Genomic DNA, 19369 nt, shown 5'->3' with positions numbered 1-19369 from the left:
CACTCAAGTGACGGGGTGTGCACCGGCGCATCCGCTCCGCAATCGTCCGACATGAATGCGTCAGAGGGCTCCGCCTGGTCGGTTTCCGGTCCAGGCCATTGGGGCATCCAGACCATGGCGTGGGGCTAAGGAGGTTCCGGGGGTGGCGTTGGTGGTGGCACAGGAAGTGCCCACGTCTTCGCGTATGGACGTATGCCATGGTCCTGCGGGCGTGGGCGAGGCAAGGCGCCGCATGCGTGAGCAACTGCGCATGAGCGGGGTGTCCGAATCGGTCGTGGACGACGCCGTACTGATCCTTTCCGAACTGCTCAGCAATGCCTGCCGGCACGGCAGGCCACTGGGCGTCGGCGAGGTCGGGGACGGGGAGATACGCGCCGCGTGGCGCATCGACAAGGCGGGGCGGCTGACGGTCGAGGTCACGGACGGGGGCGGTCCCACCCGCCCGGTTCCTGCCACGCCCTCGGTCACCGCGCGCGGCGGCCGGGGGCTGAACATCATCAGCGCCCTCGCCATGGACTGGGGTGTCCGGGACGGAGCGGCGGGCGAGGTCACCGTATGGGTGACGGTCGCGTGCGGGGCCCGGCACGAGGATTTCGCTACGCGCGTTGCGCCCCCGGCGATCGACTTCAGCACCGCCTTCGACGATCTCCATCCGTGACCGGATCACCGACCCCGAACCCTGACCCGGATCCCTGACCCGGATCCTCGACGACGACACCGGCCATCCGAATCCGAACGAGCGGCCGCCGGGAGCGCACGCCGACCGTGCTCCCGGCCGCACCCTCCCGGTTGCGGCGGCGCGAACGGCTAGGCTCGCGCCCAGACACAACGCCGTACCGCCGCAACCGGGAGACACCCACGATGGCCAAGAAGCGCCCCGCAGCGAAGACTGCAAAGCCGCAGATCAACAACGGGGAGATCCCGGTGGTGGGCGCACGCGAGCCCTGCCCCTGCGGATCCGGGCGCCGTTACAAGGCCTGCCACGGCGCGGCCGCCGCACACGCCGTCACCGAGCACGTGGCGCGCCCCTTCGAGGGCCTGCCCTCCGAGTGCGACTGGGTGGCGCTGCGCGAGCTCGTGCCCGCGGCGACGATCCCGCTCACGCTCAAGGGCGGCCTGCCCGAAGGCGTCCCGTCCGTCACGCTGGTGACCGTACTGCCGATGGCCTGGCCGGCGCTGCGCCGCGAGGACGGCTCCGTCCTGCTCGGCCTCCAGAACGACTCGACCACCGGCGACCTCGCCCGGGACATGGCCGACACCCTGGAGCGCGCGCTCGTCGCGGAGCCGGGCACCCCGGTCGCCGCCCGCCGCGTTCCGGCCGAGGGTCCGCGACTTCAGGATCTCTTGGACACGGACGGCGTTTTCGAGCCGGTTGTGCACAGCGGCTTCGAATTCTGGATTCCGGATGCGGAGAGCGCTCAGAACGCCTCACCCGAGATCGCCGCCTCCCTCGAGCGCGCCAACGCCGCCGCCATCCCCACCGTCAAGCTCGCCGGCGTGGACGCGGCCTACTGGTGCGAGACCCCGGACAAGAACCACCTGCGCTGGGTCATGCCGCACCCCGAGGAGAAGCTGCTCGACGCCCTCGCGCGGCTGCACGCCGCGGGCACCTCCTCGCTCGGCGAAGGCACCCGACTGGTCGGTTCGTTCCGGGCGCACGGCCTGATGGTCCCCGTCTGGGACCTGCCCACCGGAGTGACCGCCGACGACGTGGAGAAGCCCGCTGCGGAGTTCGCGGAGCGGCTGGCCACGGCCCTGGCCGCGGACGCCCCGCTGACCGCGGAGGAGCGCCGGGCGCGCGGCGGACTCACCAACCGCCAGGTCACGCTCAGCTGACCGCCGAGCCCCCGCAGGACCGGTGACTGGGGTCACAACTCCCGCTAATCGCCTGCAAATCGGTGTCTGAATATCAGAGATCGAATTTGCGAACAGGCGATCTCTTGTTACCGTTCTTGTAGCCCGGTCGCTGGTGCATCCCCCGTCGCCAGCGACCGGGCCCTTCCATTTCCGCCGTCGCTCAACCGTCGGCCGGTGCCGGTGAGTTGCTCCCGGACCGCAGCAGCAGCTGCCCTTCATCATCCGGAACTGCAAACTCCGCAACTGCCGAGTAGGCGTCCGGCGCCCCCGCCGAGTCCTCACGCGGCGTCTCGCACAGCCCCGGCTCGTCGCCCGCCCCGACCGCGCAGCGGATCTGCACCGTGCGCCCCGCCGGCCCCATCACCGTCAGGACCGCGTCCAACGCGCGCCCGCTGGTGTTGCGGTAGTAGCTGCGGCCCCAGGTCCGGCCCTCGCCCACGAGGACGCAGGTCTGCGCCTCCAGCCCTTGCGGGGAAGAGAGTTCGGGTCCGCACCGGGAGTCCGTGCGGGGCTGCTCGGACGGGCCCGGCCGGGCCTGCTGCACGGGCGGCTGCCCCGGCCGCACTCCCCGCGCCGGCTCGGCCCGCCGTTCGGACCCGGCGGCAGGTGTCGACGTACGCGATCCGCCCGACGGATCGGCCAGTCCGAGCGAGGAGAGCAACCCGCCGCCTTTTCCGTCCTCCTGACCGGCGAAATCCGGTCCGGCGATCGCTCCTGCCAGCGGGAGCGACAAGATGATCAGCACACCGGCGCTGATACCGATCAAGCGGAGATTCATTCGGCGAAGATAGCGAGGCGGGAATGGGGCACGGAGATCCCCGCGCCCAATTCCCTTGGAAACTCGTCGCGCTGGCACCCGTACGAGTGATCCGCGGGTGCCCGGAGCACCGGTTCAGTACGCGAGCCGGCTGCCGCCGCCCGAGGCCCCGGTGCTCGCCTCGACCAGCGCGTGCACGACGGCCTCGATCTCCGGCAGCCACAGGCCGCCGGGGACGGGGCCGTCCTCGGGCTCGCGCTCCCACCGCACCTGCCCCCCGCCGGAGGCGGGGGAGGGCGGGAGCAACAGGTAGCCGCCCTCGCCGTGGAAACGCAGCGCGGAGGGCACGTGGTCCTTGGCGTACAGGAGTTCGCCGAGCCGCTCCAGCGAGTAGGGCGCGACCAGCAGCGCCCAACGGGTGGGCGTGGCAACGATCGGACCGAGCCGCATGCCCTGCGCGTCCAGCCGTACGACGGCCCGCGCGGCCGCGTTGGCCGGCAGGCTCACGGCGCAGGGCGCGGACCCCCCGGTGGCCAGCAGTACGGGAGCGGTGGGCCGGTTGGTCCACCACCAGGACACCATCCGGGGGTCGGTGGTGGCCGCGAGCAGCCCGGGGTCGAAGGGGTGCGCGCCGGGAACGACGCAGTCGGGATCGGGGCAGGCGCACCGGTTGCCGTCGGCGCCGGAGCGGCCGATGCCGGGCAGCACCGGCCACTGCCGGGCCGTGGCGCAGGTGAGCGCCGCGTCGAGGAGGGGGAGGGCCTGATCACCGCTCTGCCCAGGGGCGGGGCGGAGGGTTTTCAAGCGATCGCGGAGCCGCTGGAGACGCCTTCCGAGGATCTCGCGCATGAGCGCTCGTTCCTTTCCGTTGAACGCCGAGGGCCACATCACACCATGTAACCGGTGTTTCACCACACGTACACGTTTCGCGTCACTGTCCGCCTTGAAGCAGGTCCACACGGTTCGTGCAGTCTTCTTACGGGTCCATGAAACGTCCGGCGGGGGCGGAACGCGACCCGCGCCAGTGCCGAGACCGGCTGCCGCCGCTAAGGACGACGGACCGTGCCGGGCGGTTCCCGGCGACCGCCGGGCTGCGCCAACTCTCCCCGGGCACCACCGATTAGGTACCCGGAGCCACTCCGGCGCCCGACCAGTCGATCGCAAAAACCGTCCGCTTCCGGCTTTTTCCAGCCAAGTTCTAGCCTTGGCTGGACAGTGAGTTGCCGTCCCACGGACACCAGGATTCCCACCTGGGCAATGCTGGACATCGATCCTCGTGTGCGTGTAGATGTGGATTCATTGATGGCGGCGCAGCACGATCTGGGGGTTTGCGATGCTATATGGCGAATCGCACCAGGTGGAAAGGCGGACGCCATGAGCGCCCCGCATCTGCCGAAAGTGGCTGGAATCGATCCAGCAGTTACCGCGGTCCCGCAGACTGCGGCGCCCACACCCGCCCGAACCGCCCCCGCACAGGCTGCGGCAGCGGTCCCCGGACCGAGCACGGTGATCCAGGACAGGCTGGCGGGGATGGTCTCCGACCTGACCACCCTCCACGAGCTCACCGAGCGCCTCGCCCGCGCCCGTGACCTCGACTCCTCCCTCCAGGAGTTCCTGCGCGCCGGAGCCGCCCTCGTCGGCGCCCGCCGCGGCCTGGTCGTCCTCGAACCCTCCGACGGGCTCGGCCCGACGACCACCATCGGCCTCGGCCTCGGCCGCGCGGATCTCGGGCACATCGAGACCGTGCCGCGCACCGCGACCTCGTACGGCCGCATCCTCGACGGACTCCCCGACGCCCGGGGCGGCTCCGAGGTGCTCCCCGAACCGGACGCCGTCCCCGGCTCGAACGGGTACGGCGCCCCCGTCGACCCCCGCCACCGCGAGGTCGCCGCCCGGCTCGGCTACGCCGCGAGCTACGCGCTGCCGCTGACGGCCGAGGCCACGGGACGGCTGGGAGCCGCCGTCTGGCTCTACGACGAACAGGCCGAGCCGAGCGAGCGCCAGCGCGACCTCGCCGGGCTCTACGTGCGGCACGCCGCCGAACACCTGGCCCGGATGCTGGAGGTGGAACGCTCCCGCGCGCGTCTGGCCACGGTCGCCGAGGAACTGCTGCCCAGCCGGCTCCCCCGGATCCCCGGGGTGCAGCTCGCCGCCCGCCATCACACCGGACCGCGCGGCGGGGGCGACTGGTACGACGCACTGCCGCTGCCCGAGGGCGCACTCGGGCTGGCCGTCGGCTCCGTCGGCGGGGCGGGACCCAGCGCCGTCGCCGCGATGGGACGGCTGCGGGCCTCGCTGCGCGCGTACGCCGTCATGGAGGGGGAGGACCCCGTCGCGGTCCTGTCCGACCTGGAACTGCTGCTGCGCCTGACCGAGCCCGCGCGCTGCGCGACGGCGCTCTTCGCCTACTGCGAACCCGCCGGGGGCCCGCAGGGGCGGAAGATCATCCTGGCCGGGGCCGGACACGCCCCGCCGCTGCTCATCGGCGAGCACCGCACGGAGTACGTGGAGACCACGCTCTCGGCGCCGCTCGGGATGCTGTCGTGCTGGGAGGCGCCGAGCGTGGAGATCGAACCCGCGCGTGGAGAAACGGTGCTGCTGTACACCGACGGGCTGCTGCGGCGGACCGGAGACTCCATGGACCGGGCCTACGCACGGCTGCACGCGGCCGCCGCGGGGGTCCCCCGGGCCATCCGGGACGATCCGGCGGCCATCTGCGACCACATCCTGCGGACGGTGCTGCCCCCGGACGATCCTGCGGCCGCGCCCGCCGGTTCCGCCCCCCTGGCGGTGGCTTCCGCCGCGTCCGCCACCACGGCCGCCGCGGCCGCCATGTCCGCCATGTCCGCCACGGAGGACGAAGTGGAGGACATCGTCCTGCTTGCTGCCCGTTTTGACTGATTCCTCACACCCGCCGCCGGGCGTCTTCCCCTCGCACATACGATGGATACGGTCCTACCCGGTCCTTGCAGTAGCTGTCGTACGTGTCGTAGCTGAGGAGAAGACGTGGCTGACGAGCTCACCCCGGAGACCCCGGAAGAAGAGCAGCCCCAGAAGAAGCACAAGCAGCGCAAGAACGGGCTGTACCCGGGCGTCAGCGACGAACTCGCGGAGAGCATGCGCACGGGCTGGGCCGACACCGAGCTGCACGGGCTGGAGCCGATCGCCCAGGCCGCGCACACCGCCGCCCGCCGCGCCGCGCTGTCCGCCCGCTTCCCCGGCGAGCGCCTGGTCGTGCCCGCGGGCCGCCTCAAGACGCGCTCGAACGACACCGAGTACCCCTTCCGCGCCTCGACCGAGTACGCGTACCTGACCGGCGACCAGACCGAGAACGGCGTGCTGGTCCTCGAGCCCTCGGGCGAGACCGGCCACACCGCCACCGTCTACCTGCTTCCCCGCTCCGACCGGGAGAACGGCGAGTTCTGGCTCTCCGGCCAGGGCGAGCTGTGGGTCGGCCGCCGTCACTCCCTCGCCGAGGCCGAGCAGCTGCTGGGCATCCCGGCCAAGGACGTGCGCAAGCTCGCCGACGAGCTGACCGAGGCCGAGGGCCCCGTACGCAACGTGCGGGGCCACGACTCCGTCATCGAGTCGGCCCTGACCGACAAGGTCACCAAGGAGCGCGACGAGGAGCTGCGCGTCTACCTCTCCGAGGCCCGCGCCGTGAAGGACGAGTTCGAGATCGGCGAGCTCCAGAAGGCCTGCGACTCCACCGTCCGCGGCTTCGAGGACGTCGTGAAGGTCCTGGACAAGGCCGAGGCCACGTCCGAGCGCTACATCGAGGGCACCTTCTTCCTGCGCGCCCGCGTCGAGGGCAACGACGTCGGCTACGGCTCCATCTGCGCCGCCGGCCCGCACGCCTGCACCCTGCACTGGGTCCGCAACGACGGCGACGTCCGCTCCGGCGACCTGCTGCTGCTCGACGCCGGTGTGGAGACCCACTCCCTCTACACCGCCGACGTCACGCGCACGCTGCCGATCAACGGCACGTACACCGACATCCAGCGCAAGATCTACGACGCGGTGTACGAGTCCCAGGAAGCCGGCATCGCGGCCGTCAAGCCGGGTGCCAAGTTCCGCGACTTCCACGACGCCTCGCAGCACGTGCTCGCCGAGAAGCTCGTCGAGTGGGGCCTCCTGGAGGGCCCGGTCGAGCGCGTCCTCGAGCTCGGCCTGCAGCGCCGCTGGACCCTGCACGGCACCGGCCACATGCTCGGCATGGACGTCCACGACTGCGCCGCCGCGCGCACCGAGGCGTACGTCGACGGCACGCTCGAGCCGGGCATGTGCCTCACCGTCGAGCCCGGTCTGTACTTCCAGGCCGACGACCTGACCGTGCCCGAGGAGTACCGGGGCATCGGCGTCCGCATCGAGGACGACATCCTGGTCACCGAGGACGGCAACCGGAACCTGTCGGCCGGGCTGCCCCGCACCTCTGCCGATGTCGAGGCCTGGATGGCGCGTCTGAAGGGCTGACGCCCTGGGGCCGGGCTTCGGACCGGCCCCGCGTTCGCCTCCGATGGGCGGGACCTCGTACGCGAGTCCCGTCCATCGGCGTATCCGGGGGCCTTCCGCCGGGACTTGCCCCAGCACTCCGCCGGGGCTTGCGCTAGGACACCTTCAGCAACGCTCCCTCACGCCATTTCAGGATCTTGTCGAAGCTGACCACCGCACCCCGGCCCGGACGGTTGCGCAACCTGACGTGGTCGGCGAGCTCCGCGATCAGCCACAGGCCCCGGCCGTGCTCGCTCTCCGAGGGTTCGGAGGGGCCGGCCGGCGGGGGTCTGTGCCCCGAGACCGTCGCCGCGGGGAAACCCGGGCCCGAATCGGTCACCTCGATGCGGCAGCAGTCCCCGTCCAGGTATGCCGTGACGCGGTACGCCGCGCACGCCTCCGGGAGGGATTCCGCGCCGGCACCGGCTTCGGCCGCGGGACCGCCGTGCTCCACCGCGTTCGCGCAGGCCTCGCTCAATGCCACCGAGAGATCGAAGGAGATGTCCGGGTCCACCCCCGCGGTCTCCATCGTCCCCAGCAGCAGCCGCCTGGCGAGCGGCACGCTCGCGGCTTCGCGCCTCAAGTGGAGAGACCACCAGATGCTCATACGGTTACGTATTGCCGCCCGCGGCGGGGCGTAAGCCCCTGGCGGCCTCCACAGCCCTCATTCGGCCGATGCGGCACTCCGAAGCAGCGGTGTATGCGGCGGCGTACCGGGCCCCCGTCCCGGCGGGGACACCCGAGGTGAAGCCCTCGTACAGGGGCACTCACGACCTTCCGGACCTGCCGTATGGACGGTGTGAGGGCAGTGCGATGATGGCCCGGCCATGACTGTCCCCCACGCGACGCCTGCCGGAGCCGGACTCCGGCTGCTTCGGGCCGCGGTGTTCACCGCGGTCTGCGTCGTGCTGTCCGCGGCCGGGCACGCCCTGGCGTCCTGCGCCGCGGTGCCCTGGTGGGCCCTGGTCATCGCCTTCCTCGCCGTGTTCGCCGTCGCCGCCCCGCTCGCGGGCCGCCGCCGGACGCTGCCCGGCATCGCCGCCGGACTCGCCTTCGGACAGCTCGCACTGCACGCGGTGTTCGGCCTCGGCCAGCACAGCGCGGCCTCCGCCCAGGCACCCGCCGGCGCGGACACCTCGCTCGCGGCGCTCGCCGCCCGGCTGGTCTGCGGCGGCAACTCCGTCCCGCTCAGCCCGGCCGACGCCCGGCAGATCCTGGAGACCGCCGGACTGGATCCGGCCGCCCTGGCCGCCCAGGCCGCGGCGCAGGGAGCGGCACCGGTCCACGCCGGCCACGCGCACCTCGCGCAGGCCACCGCCGCGCCCGCCACCGGCCTGTTCAGCACCGGCATGCTCCTCGGGCACCTGCTGGCCGCCCTGGCCGCCGGCTGGCTGATGGGGCGCGGCGACGCGGCCCTGTTCCGGCTCGTGGAACTGTCGCGCAGCTCCGCCGAAGCCGATCCGGTACGTCCGCTGCGCGCAGCGCTGGCCTTCGTACGGGCCCTCGGCGCCGGGCTCGCGGGTACGCCGGCCGGTGGACCGCAGGCGGCCCGTACCGCTGCCGAACCCGCCGCGTACACAGGCCGGGACGCACTCCAGCACACGGTGATCAGGCGCGGGCCGCCCTCCACGGCGCTCGCCCTCGCAGCCTGACGCGGCACCCCTCCCCGGAGCACCCGGCGGAAGCACCGGTGCCGCGAACTCCGCGCGCACCCGTGCGCGGAATCACCGTCACCCTGCCCCTGTGGAGTGTTCCCGCCATGAAGACCTCTCGCGTCTCCTTCGCCGCCGCCCTTGCCGCCGGCTCCGTCCTCGTCCTGTCCGGCACGGCCTTCGCGCACGTCAGCGTGCAGCCCGGGGACGCCGTCAAGGGCGGCTACGCGACCATCAACTTCAAGGTCCCGAACGAGCGCGACAACGCCTCGACCACGCAGCTGGAAGTCAACTTCCCCGTGGACCAGCCGCTGACCTCCGTCATGCCGCAGGACATCCCCGGCTGGACCGTGACGATCGAGAAGAGCAAGCTCGACAAGCCGCTCACCGTCCACGGCAAGCAGGTCAACGAGGCCGTCACCAAGGTGACCTGGAGCGGCGGCAAGATCGAGCCCGGCAAGTTCCAGCAGTTCCCGGTCTCCGTCGGCAAGCTGCCCGACAACGCCGACCAGATGGTCTTCAAGGCGATCCAGACGTACGACAACAACGAGGTCGTCCGCTGGATCGAGGAGACGAAGGCGGGCGCGGCGGAGCCGCAGAACCCGGCTCCCGTCCTGAAGCTGACCGCGGCCAAGGCCGCCGACGACCACCACGACGACGGCGACAAGAACGCCGCCGCCAAGGACGACAAGGGCCACGACGAGGCCGCCAAGAGCGCCTCCGACACCACCGCGCGCGCCCTCGGCGTCGCGGGCATCGTCATCGGCCTCGGCGGCGTCGCCTTCGGTGTCGCCTCGCGCCGCCGCGCCTCCTGACCCTGAGCGGCCCCAGGCCGTATCCCCTTAGTCCAGAACGTGCGCGCGGCCGGTCCTTCTTCGTCGCCGGCCCGCCCGTGCACCACATCCCCGATCCCAGGGACATCCCTCCATGCGCACCACACGTGTGACGGTCGCCGCCCTCGTGGCGGCGGCCGCGCTCACCCTCACCGCCTGCGGCGGCGGTGAGACCGCCAAGACCAACGAGGTCACGCAGCTCACCGGCCAGACCAAGGCAGGCAAGGCCACGGTCCTCGACCGCCCCTTCGACAAGCCGGAGCTGGTCCTGACGGACACCACCGGCAAGCCGTGGAACCTGCGCGAGCAGACCAAGGGCAAGCCGACGCTCATCTACTTCGGCTACACCAACTGCCCCGACGTGTGCCCCCTGACGATGAGCAACATCGCCGTCGCGAAGAAGGCACTGCCGAAGGCCGACCAGGACAACCTCCAGGTCGTGTTCGTCACCACCGACCCCGAACGGGACACTCCCGACTCCCTCGGCGCGTGGCTCAAGGCCCAGGACCCGTCCTTCACCGGACTGACCGGGGACTTCGCCACCATCCAGGCAGCCGCGCGCAAGCTCGGCATCGGCATCGAGGCACCGAAGAAGGAGGCCGACGGCAAGGTCGTCTCCATGCACGGTGCCCAGGTCATCGCGTTCTCGCCCAAGACCGACGAGGGGTACCTCCTCTACGGCGAAGGCACGACCGTCGACGACTACACCAAGGACCTGCCGAAGATCGTCAAGGGAGAGAACCCGTGAACGCCCGCACCACCCGCACCCTCGCCGCCGCCCTCTCCCTGACGGCAGCGCTCGCCATATCCGGCTGCTCCTCGGACTCCGACGCCAAGGCCGGCGCGGACAAGCCGAAGATGACGGTCAGCGGCGCCTTCATGCCCGAGCCGGTGAACGACAAGATGGCCGGCGCGTTCATGGTCATCAAGAACGAGTCGAAGACGCCCGACAAGCTCACGGCCGTCACCAGCCCGATCTCCGACGATCTGCAGATCCACGAGACCAAGGACCAGAAGATGCAGCAGGTCGCGGCCATGCCCGTGCCCGCCAACGGCGAGCTCCGGCTGGAGCGTGGTGGCAGCCACGTCATGCTCATGGGGCTGAAGAGCACGCCGAAGGTCGGCGACAAGGTCACCGTCGAGCTGCGCTTCGAGAAGGCCGACCCGGTCAAGGTCGAGCTGGACGTCAAGGAACGGACGTACAACGCCCAGAACACCAGCGCCCACTGACGGACCGAGGTACTGACACGCCATGACGGCCATCGCCCCCTCCCCGGCCCGCGTCCGGGCCCCGGCACTCCTGCCGCGGCTCGTGCTGGTCCTCGCAGCCCTGCTGGCGGCCCTGTTCACCGCGGCCGGCCCGGCCTCGGCACACGCCGCGCTCACCGCGAGCGACCCCAAGGACGGGGCGGTGGTCGCCACGGCACCCGCCCAGGTCACCCTCTCCTTCTCGGAGCAGGTCGCCATGGGCGACGACTCCATCCGCGTCATGGACCCGCAGGGCAAGCGGGTGGACACCGGCGAGCTGCGCGACATGTGCAGCGGCACCACCATCCGCTACGGCACCGCACTGCACTCCGGACTGCCGGACGGCACCTACACCGTCGCCTGGCAGGCCGTGTCCGCCGACAGCCACCCCGTCTCCGGAGCCTTCACCTTCTCCATCGGCGCCCCCTCGGAGACCAGCGTGGCGCTGCCCACCGCCCAGGCGGGCGGCGGACCGGTGGGCATCGCGTACGACATCGCGCGCTATGCCGCCTACGGCGGTTTCACCGTCCTCGTCGGCGGCGCGGCCTTCATCCTGCTGTGCTGGCGGCGCGGCGCGGCACAGCGCCCGCTGCAGAAGCTGATCGTGCGCGCGTGGGTCACGCTGACCGCCGCCACCCTCGTGATGCTGGTGCTCCGCACCCCGTACACGGGGTCGGGGAAGTTCGCGGACGCGCTCGACCTCGACGGTCTGAAGGCCGTCCTGGAGACCAAGACCGGCGCCTCCCTCGTCTCCCGGCTGCTGCTCCTCGGCGCTGCCGCGCTGTTCATCGCCGTGCTGTTCGGCACCTACGCGCGCAAGACCGCCGAAGCCGCAGAAGCGGAGAAGCCCAAGGGCAAGGGCAAGCAGAAGGACCGCGGGGCGGACAAGGCGCCGGGGTCCGGATCCGGTTCGGGATCGGGGCCGGACAAGGAAGCGAACGACCTGCTCTTCGGCCTCGGCATCGGCGGAACCGTCGTGGCCGGCGGCATCGCCGCCACCTGGGCCCTGTCCGAGCACGCCTCGACCGGCATCCAGCCCGGTATCGCCATGCCCGCCGACATCCTGCACCTGCTGGCCGTCGCCGCCTGGCTCGGCGGTCTCACCGCACTGCTCGTCGCCCTCCACAAGGTCCCGGACATCGAGCGGGAGGCGGTCCGGCGGTTCTCTCGGGTCGCCTTCGTCAGCGTCCTGGTCCTCGCCGTCACCGGTGTCTACCAGTCCTGGCGCCAGGTCGGCAGCTGGTCGGCGCTCACCGGGACCAGCTACGGACAGCTGCTGCTGGTGAAGGTCGGGCTCGTCGCCGTCCTCGTCGGCATCGCCTACGTCTCCCGCTCGTGGACCGCCCGGCTCACCGATGCACCCGCCGCAAAGCCGGCCAAGATCGCCCGGCAACGCGATGTTTCACGTGAAACATCGCCGGCTTCCGTCACCGTCCCCGAGGACCCCAAGCGCGCCGCCCAGCTCGCCCGACAGCGCGCCGCCCGTGAGAACGCGCGAGAGAAGCAGGTGCGCGACGCCGATCCGGCCCGGGCAGGACTGCGCCGCTCCGTCCTGGCCGAGGCAGGTGTCGCCATCGCCCTGCTCGCCGTGACCACCGTGCTCACCAGCACCGAACCCGGCCGGACCGCCCAGCAGGCGAGCGGGCCGGACTCCGCGGCCACCGCCGTCCCCAACCGCGCCATCAAGATCACCCTGCCGTTCGACACCGGCGGCCAGAACGGCAAGGGATCGGTCCGTATCGAGGTCGACCCGGGCCGGGTCGGCGCCAACTCGCTCCACGTCTGGGTGGACGACCCCCAGGGCCAGCCCCTCGACATCCCCGAGATCAAGGTCGCCTTCACCCTCCCCGCCAAGGACATCGGCCCCCTGCCGCTCCTCCCGGAGCGCGCGGCCCCCGGACACTGGAGCGCGTCCGGCGTCCAGCTGCCGCTGGCCGGGGAATGGCGGATCGACGTGACCGTCCGTACCTCCGACATCGACCAGACGACCGTGCAGAAGAACGTGAAGATCGGCTGACCAGCGTGACCGAGAGCAACCCCGACATCGAGATCTCCCGGCGCCGACTGCTGGGCACCGTCGGCGCCGCGGGCGCCGCCGGGCTCGCGCTCGGCGCGACCGGCGGCGCCCTCGTGCACTCCGCGTTCGCCGACTCCCCGGCCGGTGCCGGCGGTGCCTCCGGGGGCCTCGCCTCCCTCGGCGCCACCCGCATCGCCTTCCAGGGCGAGCACCAGGCCGGCATCACGGACCCGCTCCAGGCCAAGGGCCACGTCCTCGCCTTCGACCTGGCCCCCGGGGCCGGGCGCAAGGAGGCCGCCGCCCTGATGCGGCGCTGGTCCGACACCGCGCGCCTGCTGATGGCGGGCAAGCCCGCATCGGGCGCGGACTCCGGTATCGCCCTCGACGCCGGCCCTTCCTCCCTCACCCTCACCTTCGGCTTCGGCCACTCCTTCTTCGAGCGCACCGGGCTCGCCGCCCGCCGCCCCACCGCCCTCGACCCGCTGCCCGATTTCTCCGCCGACCGGATCGACGCCCAGCGCAGCAACGGCGACCTCTGGGTCCAGATCGGCGCCGACGACGGGCTCGTCGCCTTCCACGCCCTGCGCACCCTCCAGAAGGAGGCCGGGGAGGCGGCCCGGGTCCGCTGGCAGATGAACGGCTTCAACCGGTCCCCCGGCGCCACCGCCGCACCGATGACCGCCCGCAACCTCATGGGTCAGATCGACGGCACCGGCAACCCCAAGCCCGCGCAGCCCGACTTCGACAAGCGGATCTTCGTCCCCGCCGCCGGCCCCGGGCCCGCCGAGCACGCCTGGATGGGCGGGGGCTCGTACGCCGTCGTACGGCGCATCCGCATGCTCCTCGACGACTGGGACAAGCAGTCCCTGGCCCAGCAGGAGCAGGTCATAGGCCGCACCAAGGCCACCGGCGCGCCCCTCACCGGCGGCACCGAGACCACGAAGATGGCTCTCGACAAGATCGGCCCCGACGGCAAGCCCGTCATCGCGTCCAACGCGCACGCCCGGATCTCCGCCCCCGAACAGAACGGCGGGGCCGCCATGCTCCGGCGCCCGTTCTCCTTCCACGACGGGATCGCCGCCGACGGCACCCCGGACGCGGGGCTCCTCTTCATCTGTTGGCAGGCCGATCCGCTGCGCGGCTTCGTCCCCGTCCAGCGCAAGCTGGACCGGGGTGACGCCCTGTCGGCGTTCATCCGGCACGAGTCCAGCGGCCTGTACGCGGTCCCGCCCGGCCCCCGCGACGGGGAGTACGTGGGGCAGCGTCTGCTCGAAGGATGAACAGCGACCCGGCGGTCGGGGACCCGGCATTAGGCTGATCACATGTCGGCCACCCGCTTCACCTACCTCGGTCCCGAGGGCACCTTCACCGAAGCCGCCCTCCGCACACTGCCGGAAGCCGCGACCCGGGAGCTCGTCCCGATGGTGTCGGTCCCGGCCGCCCTGGACGCCGTACGCAACGGGGAGGCAGCGGCCGCCCTGGTGCCGATCGAGAACTCGGTGGAGGGCGGCGTCACCTCCACCCTGGACGAGCTGGCCTCCGGCGAACCTCTGATGATCTACCGCGAGGTGCTGCTGCCCATCGCCTTCGCGCTGCTCGTGCGACCCGGTACCAAGCTGTCGGACGTCAAGACCGTCACCGGGCACCCGGTCGCCCAGCCCCAGGTGCGCAACTGGCTGCGGGCGAACCTGCCCGACGCGACGTGGGAGTCGGCCGCCTCCAACGCCGACGGGGCCCGGCTGGTCCAGGAGGGCCGCTTCGACGCCGCCTTCGCGGGCGAGTTCGCGGCGGCCACGTACGGGCTCGTCCCGCTGGTCACCGAGATCCACGACGCGGAGAACGCCGAGACGCGGTTCGTACTCGTCGGGCGGCCCGCCCGGCCGGCCGCGCCGACGGGCGCCGACAAGACCTCCGTCGTGCTGTGGCTCGGCGACGACCACCCCGGTGCGCTGCTGGAGCTCCTCCAGGAATTCGCCGTCCGCGGGGTCAACCTGATGCTGATCCAGTCCCGGCCGACGGGCGAGGGCATCGGAAACTACTGCTTCGCGGTCGACGCCGAGGGCCACATCTCCGACCGCCGGGTCAGCGAGGCGCTCATGGGTCTCAAGCGCACCTGTCCCCAGGTCCGCTTCCTCGGCTCGTATCCGCGCGCCGGTGTCGCTCAGGGTGACGTGCGCGCCCCGCGGCCCGGTACCTCCGACGGGGACTTCATGGCCGCTTCCGACTGGCTGACGCGCTGCCTCGACGGCCGGGCGTAGCTCTTCCTCCACTGTCCACAGAGTTATCCACAGGTGGAGATGGGGACCTGTGGACTAGTCGACATCACGGCGCGACAAGGTCGACAAATCGGTCGGGGACCCCGGGTTTCGCGCTGGGGAGCGGAAGGTGAACGGCGTCACCCCTGCATCGCCGATCAACTCTTTGGAGCGAGCCATTCCCACCCGAATGAGTGTGTGAGGGTGGTTTGAACCCTGAATCGTCCCGACGGGTCACGGGTGGGGATTGATCTATTTCCGTGTCCACAGATCCGGCGCACAGCCTGTGGACAAGTCCCCGCGGTGGACAATTCCTGTGGACAAGGAAGACCTTCCCGCCCTGCTCAGGGGGCGCCCGGATACCGTGCTTGTGCCCCTTTTCAGGGAATGGGCCGCTTTTATTGACCGAACAGGAACGGTCACTTCCGGCCAGCGGGATCCGGCTTTTCCATTCTCCACAATTGGGACATAGCGACACGCAGCGTTATATCGGTGTGAGGCCAGGAAGCCCAGCCCGGTAGCCTGGAGGGGTGATTGACCTCCGGCTGCTCCGTGAAGACCCTGACCGTGTCCGCGCCTCGCAGCGCGCCCGTGGAGAGGACGTCGACCTCGTCGACTCGCTGCTCTCCGCCGATGAGCGCCGCAGGTCCTCCGGCATGCGCTTCGACGAACTGCGCAATGAGCAGAAGTCGCTCGGCAAGCTCATCCCCAAGGCCTCTCCGGAGGAGCGGGCAGAGCTGCTGAAGAAGGCCGAGCAGCTCAAGACGGACGTCAAGGCCGCCGAGGCCGAGCAGAACGAGGCCGACGAGGCCGCCAAGCGGCTGCTGCTCCAGCTCGGCAACATCGTCCACGAGGACGTCCCGGTCGGCGGCGAGGAGGACTTCACCGTCCTCGAGACGCACGGCACGATCCGCGACTTCGGCGCCGAGGGCTTCGAGCCCAAGGACCACCTGGAGCTCGGCGAGTCGCTCGGCGCCATCGACGTCGAGCGCGGCGCCAAGGTGTCGGGCTCGCGCTTCTACTACCTGACCGGTGTCGGCGCGCTGCTGGAGCTCGCCCTGGTCAACGCGGCGATCGCGCAGGCCACCGAGGCCGGCTTCATCCCCATGCTGACCCCGGCGCTGGTCCGCCCGCGCGCCATGGAGGGCACCGGTTTCCTCGGCCAGGCCGCGGAGAACGTGTACCACCTGGAGAAGGACGACTACTACCTGGTCGGCACCTCCGAGGTCCCGCTCGCCGCGTACCACATGGACGAGATCATCGACGCCGAGAAGCTGCCGCTGCGCTATGCCGGCTTCTCGCCGTGCTTCCGCCGCGAGGCCGGTACGTACGGCAAGGACACCCGCGGCATCTTCCGCGTCCACCAGTTCGACAAGGTCGAGATGTTCTCGTACGTCGCGCCGGAGGACGCCGAGGCCGAGCACCAGCGCCTCCTGGAGTGGGAGAAGCAGTGGCTGACCAGCCTGGAGCTGCCCTTCCAGGTGATCGACGTCGCCACCGGTGACCTGGGGGCCTCCGCCTCGCGCAAGTTCGACTGCGAGGCGTGGATCCCGACGCAGGGCAAGTACCGCGAGCTGACCTCGGCGTCGAACTGCAACGGTTTCCAGGCCCGCCGCCTGTCGATCCGCTACCGCGACGGCAAGAAGACCGCACCGCTCTCGACGCTGAACGGCACGCTGTGCGCCGTACCGCGCACGATCGTCGCGATCCTGGAGAACCACCAGCAGGCCGACGGTTCCGTGCACGTGCCGGTGGCGCTCCGCCCGTACCTGGGCGGCCGCGAGGTCCTGGAGCCGATCGCCAAGTGAGCCCGGTCCCGTTCCCGTACAAGCTCGTCGCGACCGATCTCGACGGCACGCTGCTGCGTGGCGACGACACCGTCTCGGAACGCACCCGTGAAGCGCTCGCCGCGGCCACCGCGGCGGGCGCGGCACACATCATCGTCACCGGCCGGGCCGTGCCCTGGACCCGGGGCGTGCTGGACGATCTCGGCTACAAGGGGATCGCGGTGTGCGGACAGGGCGCACAGCTCTACGACGCGGGGGCGCACCGGCTGCTGACCTCGGTGACGCTGGACCGGCAGCTCGCCGGTCTGGCGCTGTCGAAGCTCGAGGCCGAAGTGGGTCCGCTGGCGCTCGCGGCCAGCCGCGACGGGGTGGACGGCGACGTGCTCTTCGGCCCCGGCTACCAGGTGCAGGGGGGCCTGCCGGCCCTCTACCTGGCGGACACCGCGGAGGTGTGGACGGCTCCGCTGAACAAGCTCTACATCCAGCACCCGGAGCTCGGCGACGACGCTCTGGTGAAGGTGGCCCGGGAGACCGTGGGCTCGCTGGTCGACATCGTCATGGCGGGTCCGGGGATAGTGGAGATCCTGCCCCTGGGGCTGACGAAGGCCACCGGGCTCTCGCTGGCCGCGCGCCGGCTGGGTGTGAAGGCGGCGGAGACGATCGCCTTCGGCGACATGCCCAACGACATCCCGATGTTCGGCTGGGCCGCGCACGGAGTGGCCATGGCCAATGCCCACGCGGAGCTGAAGGCGGTGGCCGACGAGGTGACGACCTCCAACGAGGAGGACGGTATCGCGGTGGTGCTGGAGCGACTGCTGGGCGCTGCCTGACGGTCAGCCCGGCAACGGGTACGAAACGGGGAAGGTCCGGAACAGCCCGCGCCGCGAGGCGCGCTCGAAGTGGCTGCTCCGGACCTTTTTTGTTGCTCCCCGCACGACTCACTCTGCCCGGGGCGCAGGCCGCGTACCAGTCAATTTCCGCGGGTCAGCCGTCGCCGGTGTGGTGCTCTGTTTCACGTGAAACATGCCTGGGGTGCGGGTGGCGGGTGAGCGGCCAGGCGAGCAGACCGACGGCGAGCGAGATGGCGTGCCCGAGGTCGGTGAAGGTCCCCCCGGTGAGGAGCGGCAGCCCGAAGAAGGCGACGACACCGACGAGGTAGAGCCAGCGCAGCGGGTTCGGGAGCCGGTACGTGAGGACCCCGGCCGAGGCCGCGAGGCCGTAGCTGACGCCGACGTCGACGACGTGGACCATGCTGTGCGGGGCCCGGTGGTCCTGAATGGCCATCAGGACCACCTTCTGACTGATCAGGGTGGCCGTGATGTGGGCGGTCGCGACGATGGCGAGCCAGCGCAGTGTGCCGAGCCAGCGTTCCACGGGCGCGTGGAAGAGCTCGAAGAGGACGGCGTACAGGGCGAGCGAGGCCGGGTTCTCGATCCAGAAGGCGCTGGAGAGCAGGGCCCGCACGGGGTGCCGGGTCAGTTCGTGGATGTTGCTGCTGTGGCGGTGGAGCAGGACGTGCTCGAGATGGTCGGGCGCGATCACGACGATGACGCTCGTGACGGCGAGGAGCAGCAGCCATATGTGCGTACCCGGCGAGGAGCGTATCCACGACCGTACGGGCCTGGACGGCTCGGGCTCGGGGTGCTCGACCATGCCCTGATTTTGCCCCGTACGGCAGTGCCCCGCCCGGCCTGTGGGCCGTGCGGGGCACTGGGTGTGGAGCCGGTACGGCGGGTGTCTACTCCTCGCCCGCCAGGGTCAGGCGGCGCAGCTTCTGGCCGGCGTAGACGGTGGCGCCCACGGTGACCACGCAGAGCAGGACCACCGCGGTGGGCAGGCCGACGGTGGCGTCGACGTAGCCTTCGCCGGCGACCTTCTCGGCGAGGGCCAGGGCCCACTGCTGGACGCTGAGGGTCTTGGCTCCGGAGACCAGGCTGCCGAAGAGCGACTCCCAGATCAGGGCGTAGACCAGGCCGAAGACGACCGCGTGCCGGCTGACGGTGCCCAGCAGCAGGAACAGAGCGCTGTAGGCGATCGAGGCGACGAGGGCCGCGACGGTGTAGGCGACGGCGATCTGCTGGCCGTTGCCGTTGAGGATGAACCCGGCGATCAGGGTCGGGATCGCGGAGAAGGCCATCGTGACGCCGATCGCGACGATCAGCTTCGTCATGATGATCGTCGGGCGCTTCACCGGCTTGGAGAGCAGGTAGACGATCGAGCCGTCGTCGATCTCCGGGCCGATGGCGCCGGTGCCGGCGATGACACCGATCAGCGGGACCATCGTGGCGAGGGCGAAGCCGCCCAGGAGGTCGGCGGCGACCTTGTCGTCCAGTCCGGTGAAGGCGCGGACGGCGATGGAGATGACGATCAGCAGGACGGGCAGTCCGCAGAGGATCAGCGCACGGCGGCGGCCGAGCAGCGCGCGGTAGGTGAGCCGGGCGACGGTGGGGTTGTACATGGGTGCCAGCTCCT

18 protein-coding genes are annotated in these 19369 nt (G+C 71.3%); 13 read left to right on the top strand and 5 right to left on the bottom strand.

What is annotated here, in order from left to right:
* The first annotated feature begins 55 nt into the window (after positions 1–55).
* Both ACFY1T_RS10405 and ACFY1T_RS10400 read left to right on the top strand, forming a co-directional pair.
* On the top strand, positions 56–658 hold the full coding sequence (locus ACFY1T_RS10405; RefSeq protein WP_390787796.1) for an ATP-binding protein: 603 nt from the start codon (positions 56–58) through the stop codon (positions 656–658).
* A gap of 203 nt (positions 659–861) precedes the next feature.
* The gene (locus ACFY1T_RS10400) at positions 862–1836 is read left to right on the top strand and encodes a DUF5926 family protein (protein ID WP_390787795.1); all 975 of its coding nucleotides are present in this window, start codon (positions 862–864) and stop codon (positions 1834–1836) included.
* Between the two features lie 181 nt (positions 1837–2017).
* Here the strand turns inward: ACFY1T_RS10400 and ACFY1T_RS10395 are convergent, their stop codons facing one another.
* Together ACFY1T_RS10395 and ACFY1T_RS10390 are read right to left on the bottom strand one after the other, a co-directional pair.
* Positions 2018–2635 carry a hypothetical protein gene (locus ACFY1T_RS10395; RefSeq protein ID WP_390787794.1) on the bottom strand — a complete coding sequence of 206 codons (618 nt, stop codon included), beginning with the start codon at positions 2633–2635 and terminating at the stop codon, positions 2018–2020.
* 114 nt (positions 2636–2749) lie between these two features.
* Positions 2750–3463, bottom strand: a complete 714-nt coding sequence (locus ACFY1T_RS10390; RefSeq protein ID WP_390787793.1) for a bifunctional DNA primase/polymerase — start codon at positions 3461–3463, stop codon at positions 2750–2752.
* A gap of 408 nt (positions 3464–3871) precedes the next feature.
* Between ACFY1T_RS10390 and ACFY1T_RS10385 the strand changes: the two genes are divergently transcribed.
* Together ACFY1T_RS10385 and ACFY1T_RS10380 are read left to right on the top strand one after the other, a co-directional pair.
* A complete protein-coding gene (locus tag ACFY1T_RS10385; RefSeq protein ID WP_390787792.1) occupies positions 3872–5515 on the top strand; it encodes a PP2C family protein-serine/threonine phosphatase in 1644 nt (547 codons plus the stop codon).
* Positions 5516–5620: 105 nt separating this feature from the next.
* Positions 5621–7087, top strand: a complete 1467-nt coding sequence (locus tag ACFY1T_RS10380) for an aminopeptidase P family protein (protein ID WP_390787791.1) — start codon at positions 5621–5623, stop codon at positions 7085–7087.
* Between the two features lie 133 nt (positions 7088–7220).
* Here the strand turns inward: ACFY1T_RS10380 and ACFY1T_RS10375 are convergent, their stop codons facing one another.
* Entirely contained in the window at positions 7221–7712 is a 492-nt protein-coding gene (locus ACFY1T_RS10375; RefSeq protein ID WP_030857836.1) for an ATP-binding protein, read from the bottom strand.
* Positions 7713–7932: 220 nt separating this feature from the next.
* On the opposite strand from ACFY1T_RS10375, the gene ACFY1T_RS10370 reads away from it, so the two are divergent.
* The 9 genes from ACFY1T_RS10370 to ACFY1T_RS10330 all read left to right on the top strand — a co-directional run bounded on the left by ACFY1T_RS10370 (position 7933) and on the right by ACFY1T_RS10330 (position 17727).
* Positions 7933–8757: a hypothetical protein gene (locus ACFY1T_RS10370; protein ID WP_390787790.1), complete on the top strand. Its 825-nt coding sequence runs from the start codon at positions 7933–7935 to the stop codon at positions 8755–8757.
* 107 nt (positions 8758–8864) lie between these two features.
* Complete coding sequence (locus ACFY1T_RS10365) at positions 8865–9572, top strand: YcnI family protein (protein ID WP_390787789.1); 708 nt, start codon at positions 8865–8867, stop codon at positions 9570–9572.
* Positions 9573–9684: 112 nt separating this feature from the next.
* Entirely contained in the window at positions 9685–10338 is a 654-nt protein-coding gene (locus tag ACFY1T_RS10360; RefSeq protein ID WP_390787788.1) for an SCO family protein, read from the top strand.
* The gene (locus ACFY1T_RS10355) at positions 10335–10820 is read left to right on the top strand and encodes a copper chaperone PCu(A)C (protein WP_390787787.1); all 486 of its coding nucleotides are present in this window, start codon (positions 10335–10337) and stop codon (positions 10818–10820) included. The genes ACFY1T_RS10360 and ACFY1T_RS10355 overlap by 4 nt, the downstream gene beginning before the upstream one ends.
* 22 nt (positions 10821–10842) lie before the next feature.
* Positions 10843–12855: a copper resistance CopC/CopD family protein gene (locus ACFY1T_RS10350; protein WP_390787786.1), complete on the top strand. Its 2013-nt coding sequence runs from the start codon at positions 10843–10845 to the stop codon at positions 12853–12855.
* Positions 12780–14135, top strand: a complete 1356-nt coding sequence (gene efeB / locus ACFY1T_RS10345; RefSeq protein ID WP_390787785.1) for an iron uptake transporter deferrochelatase/peroxidase subunit — start codon at positions 12780–12782, stop codon at positions 14133–14135. Before ACFY1T_RS10350 ends, efeB begins: the two co-directional genes overlap by 76 nt.
* Positions 14136–14177: 42 nt before the next feature.
* Positions 14178–15113: a prephenate dehydratase gene (gene pheA / locus ACFY1T_RS10340; RefSeq protein WP_229338015.1), complete on the top strand. Its 936-nt coding sequence runs from the start codon at positions 14178–14180 to the stop codon at positions 15111–15113.
* A 527-nt stretch (positions 15114–15640) separates the two neighbouring features.
* The gene (serS, locus tag ACFY1T_RS10335) at positions 15641–16918 is read left to right on the top strand and encodes a serine--tRNA ligase (protein ID WP_390787784.1); all 1278 of its coding nucleotides are present in this window, start codon (positions 15641–15643) and stop codon (positions 16916–16918) included.
* On the top strand, positions 16915–17727 hold the full coding sequence (locus ACFY1T_RS10330; protein ID WP_351775704.1) for an HAD family hydrolase: 813 nt from the start codon (positions 16915–16917) through the stop codon (positions 17725–17727). Before serS ends, ACFY1T_RS10330 begins: the two co-directional genes overlap by 4 nt.
* 154 nt (positions 17728–17881) lie before the next feature.
* Here the strand turns inward: ACFY1T_RS10330 and ACFY1T_RS10325 are convergent, their stop codons facing one another.
* Both ACFY1T_RS10325 and ACFY1T_RS10320 read right to left on the bottom strand, forming a co-directional pair.
* Positions 17882–18550 carry a rhomboid-like protein gene (locus ACFY1T_RS10325; protein ID WP_390787783.1) on the bottom strand — a complete coding sequence of 223 codons (669 nt, stop codon included), beginning with the start codon at positions 18548–18550 and terminating at the stop codon, positions 17882–17884.
* 85 nt (positions 18551–18635) lie between these two features.
* Positions 18636–19355: an ABC transporter permease gene (locus ACFY1T_RS10320; RefSeq protein WP_390787782.1), complete on the bottom strand. Its 720-nt coding sequence runs from the start codon at positions 19353–19355 to the stop codon at positions 18636–18638.
* Positions 19356–19369: the final 14 nt, after the last annotated feature.

It is taken from the genome of Streptomyces sp. NPDC001194, from assembly GCF_042896985.1.
Classification (GTDB): domain Bacteria; phylum Actinomycetota; class Actinomycetes; order Streptomycetales; family Streptomycetaceae; genus Streptomyces.
Note: the sequence above shows the minus strand (reverse complement) of the source record. Positions and strands in the feature narration are given on the sequence as shown.

Excerpts from the sequence above, each read along its gene's own strand:
- pheA (WP_229338015.1), top strand. The coding sequence starts at position 14,178 with ATGTCGGCCACCCGCTTCACCTACCTCGGTCCCGAGGGCACCTTCACC.
- ACFY1T_RS10395 (WP_390787794.1), bottom strand. The coding sequence starts at position 2,635 with ATGAATCTCCGCTTGATCGGTATCAGCGCCGGTGTGCTGATCATCTTG.
- efeB (WP_390787785.1), top strand. The coding sequence starts at position 12,780 with ATGGCGGATCGACGTGACCGTCCGTACCTCCGACATCGACCAGACGAC.
- ACFY1T_RS10365 (WP_390787789.1), top strand. The coding sequence starts at position 8,865 with ATGAAGACCTCTCGCGTCTCCTTCGCCGCCGCCCTTGCCGCCGGCTCC.
- ACFY1T_RS10375 (WP_030857836.1), bottom strand. The coding sequence starts at position 7,712 with ATGAGCATCTGGTGGTCTCTCCACTTGAGGCGCGAAGCCGCGAGCGTG.
- ACFY1T_RS10320 (WP_390787782.1), bottom strand. The coding sequence starts at position 19,355 with ATGTACAACCCCACCGTCGCCCGGCTCACCTACCGCGCGCTGCTCGGC.
- ACFY1T_RS10360 (WP_390787788.1), top strand. The coding sequence starts at position 9,685 with ATGCGCACCACACGTGTGACGGTCGCCGCCCTCGTGGCGGCGGCCGCG.
- ACFY1T_RS10405 (WP_390787796.1), top strand. The coding sequence starts at position 56 with ATGCGTCAGAGGGCTCCGCCTGGTCGGTTTCCGGTCCAGGCCATTGGG.
- ACFY1T_RS10385 (WP_390787792.1), top strand. The coding sequence starts at position 3,872 with ATGCTGGACATCGATCCTCGTGTGCGTGTAGATGTGGATTCATTGATG.
- ACFY1T_RS10350 (WP_390787786.1), top strand. The coding sequence starts at position 10,843 with ATGACGGCCATCGCCCCCTCCCCGGCCCGCGTCCGGGCCCCGGCACTC.
- ACFY1T_RS10325 (WP_390787783.1), bottom strand. The coding sequence starts at position 18,550 with ATGGTCGAGCACCCCGAGCCCGAGCCGTCCAGGCCCGTACGGTCGTGG.
- ACFY1T_RS10400 (WP_390787795.1), top strand. The coding sequence starts at position 862 with ATGGCCAAGAAGCGCCCCGCAGCGAAGACTGCAAAGCCGCAGATCAAC.
- ACFY1T_RS10370 (WP_390787790.1), top strand. The coding sequence starts at position 7,933 with ATGACTGTCCCCCACGCGACGCCTGCCGGAGCCGGACTCCGGCTGCTT.
- ACFY1T_RS10390 (WP_390787793.1), bottom strand. The coding sequence starts at position 3,463 with ATGCGCGAGATCCTCGGAAGGCGTCTCCAGCGGCTCCGCGATCGCTTG.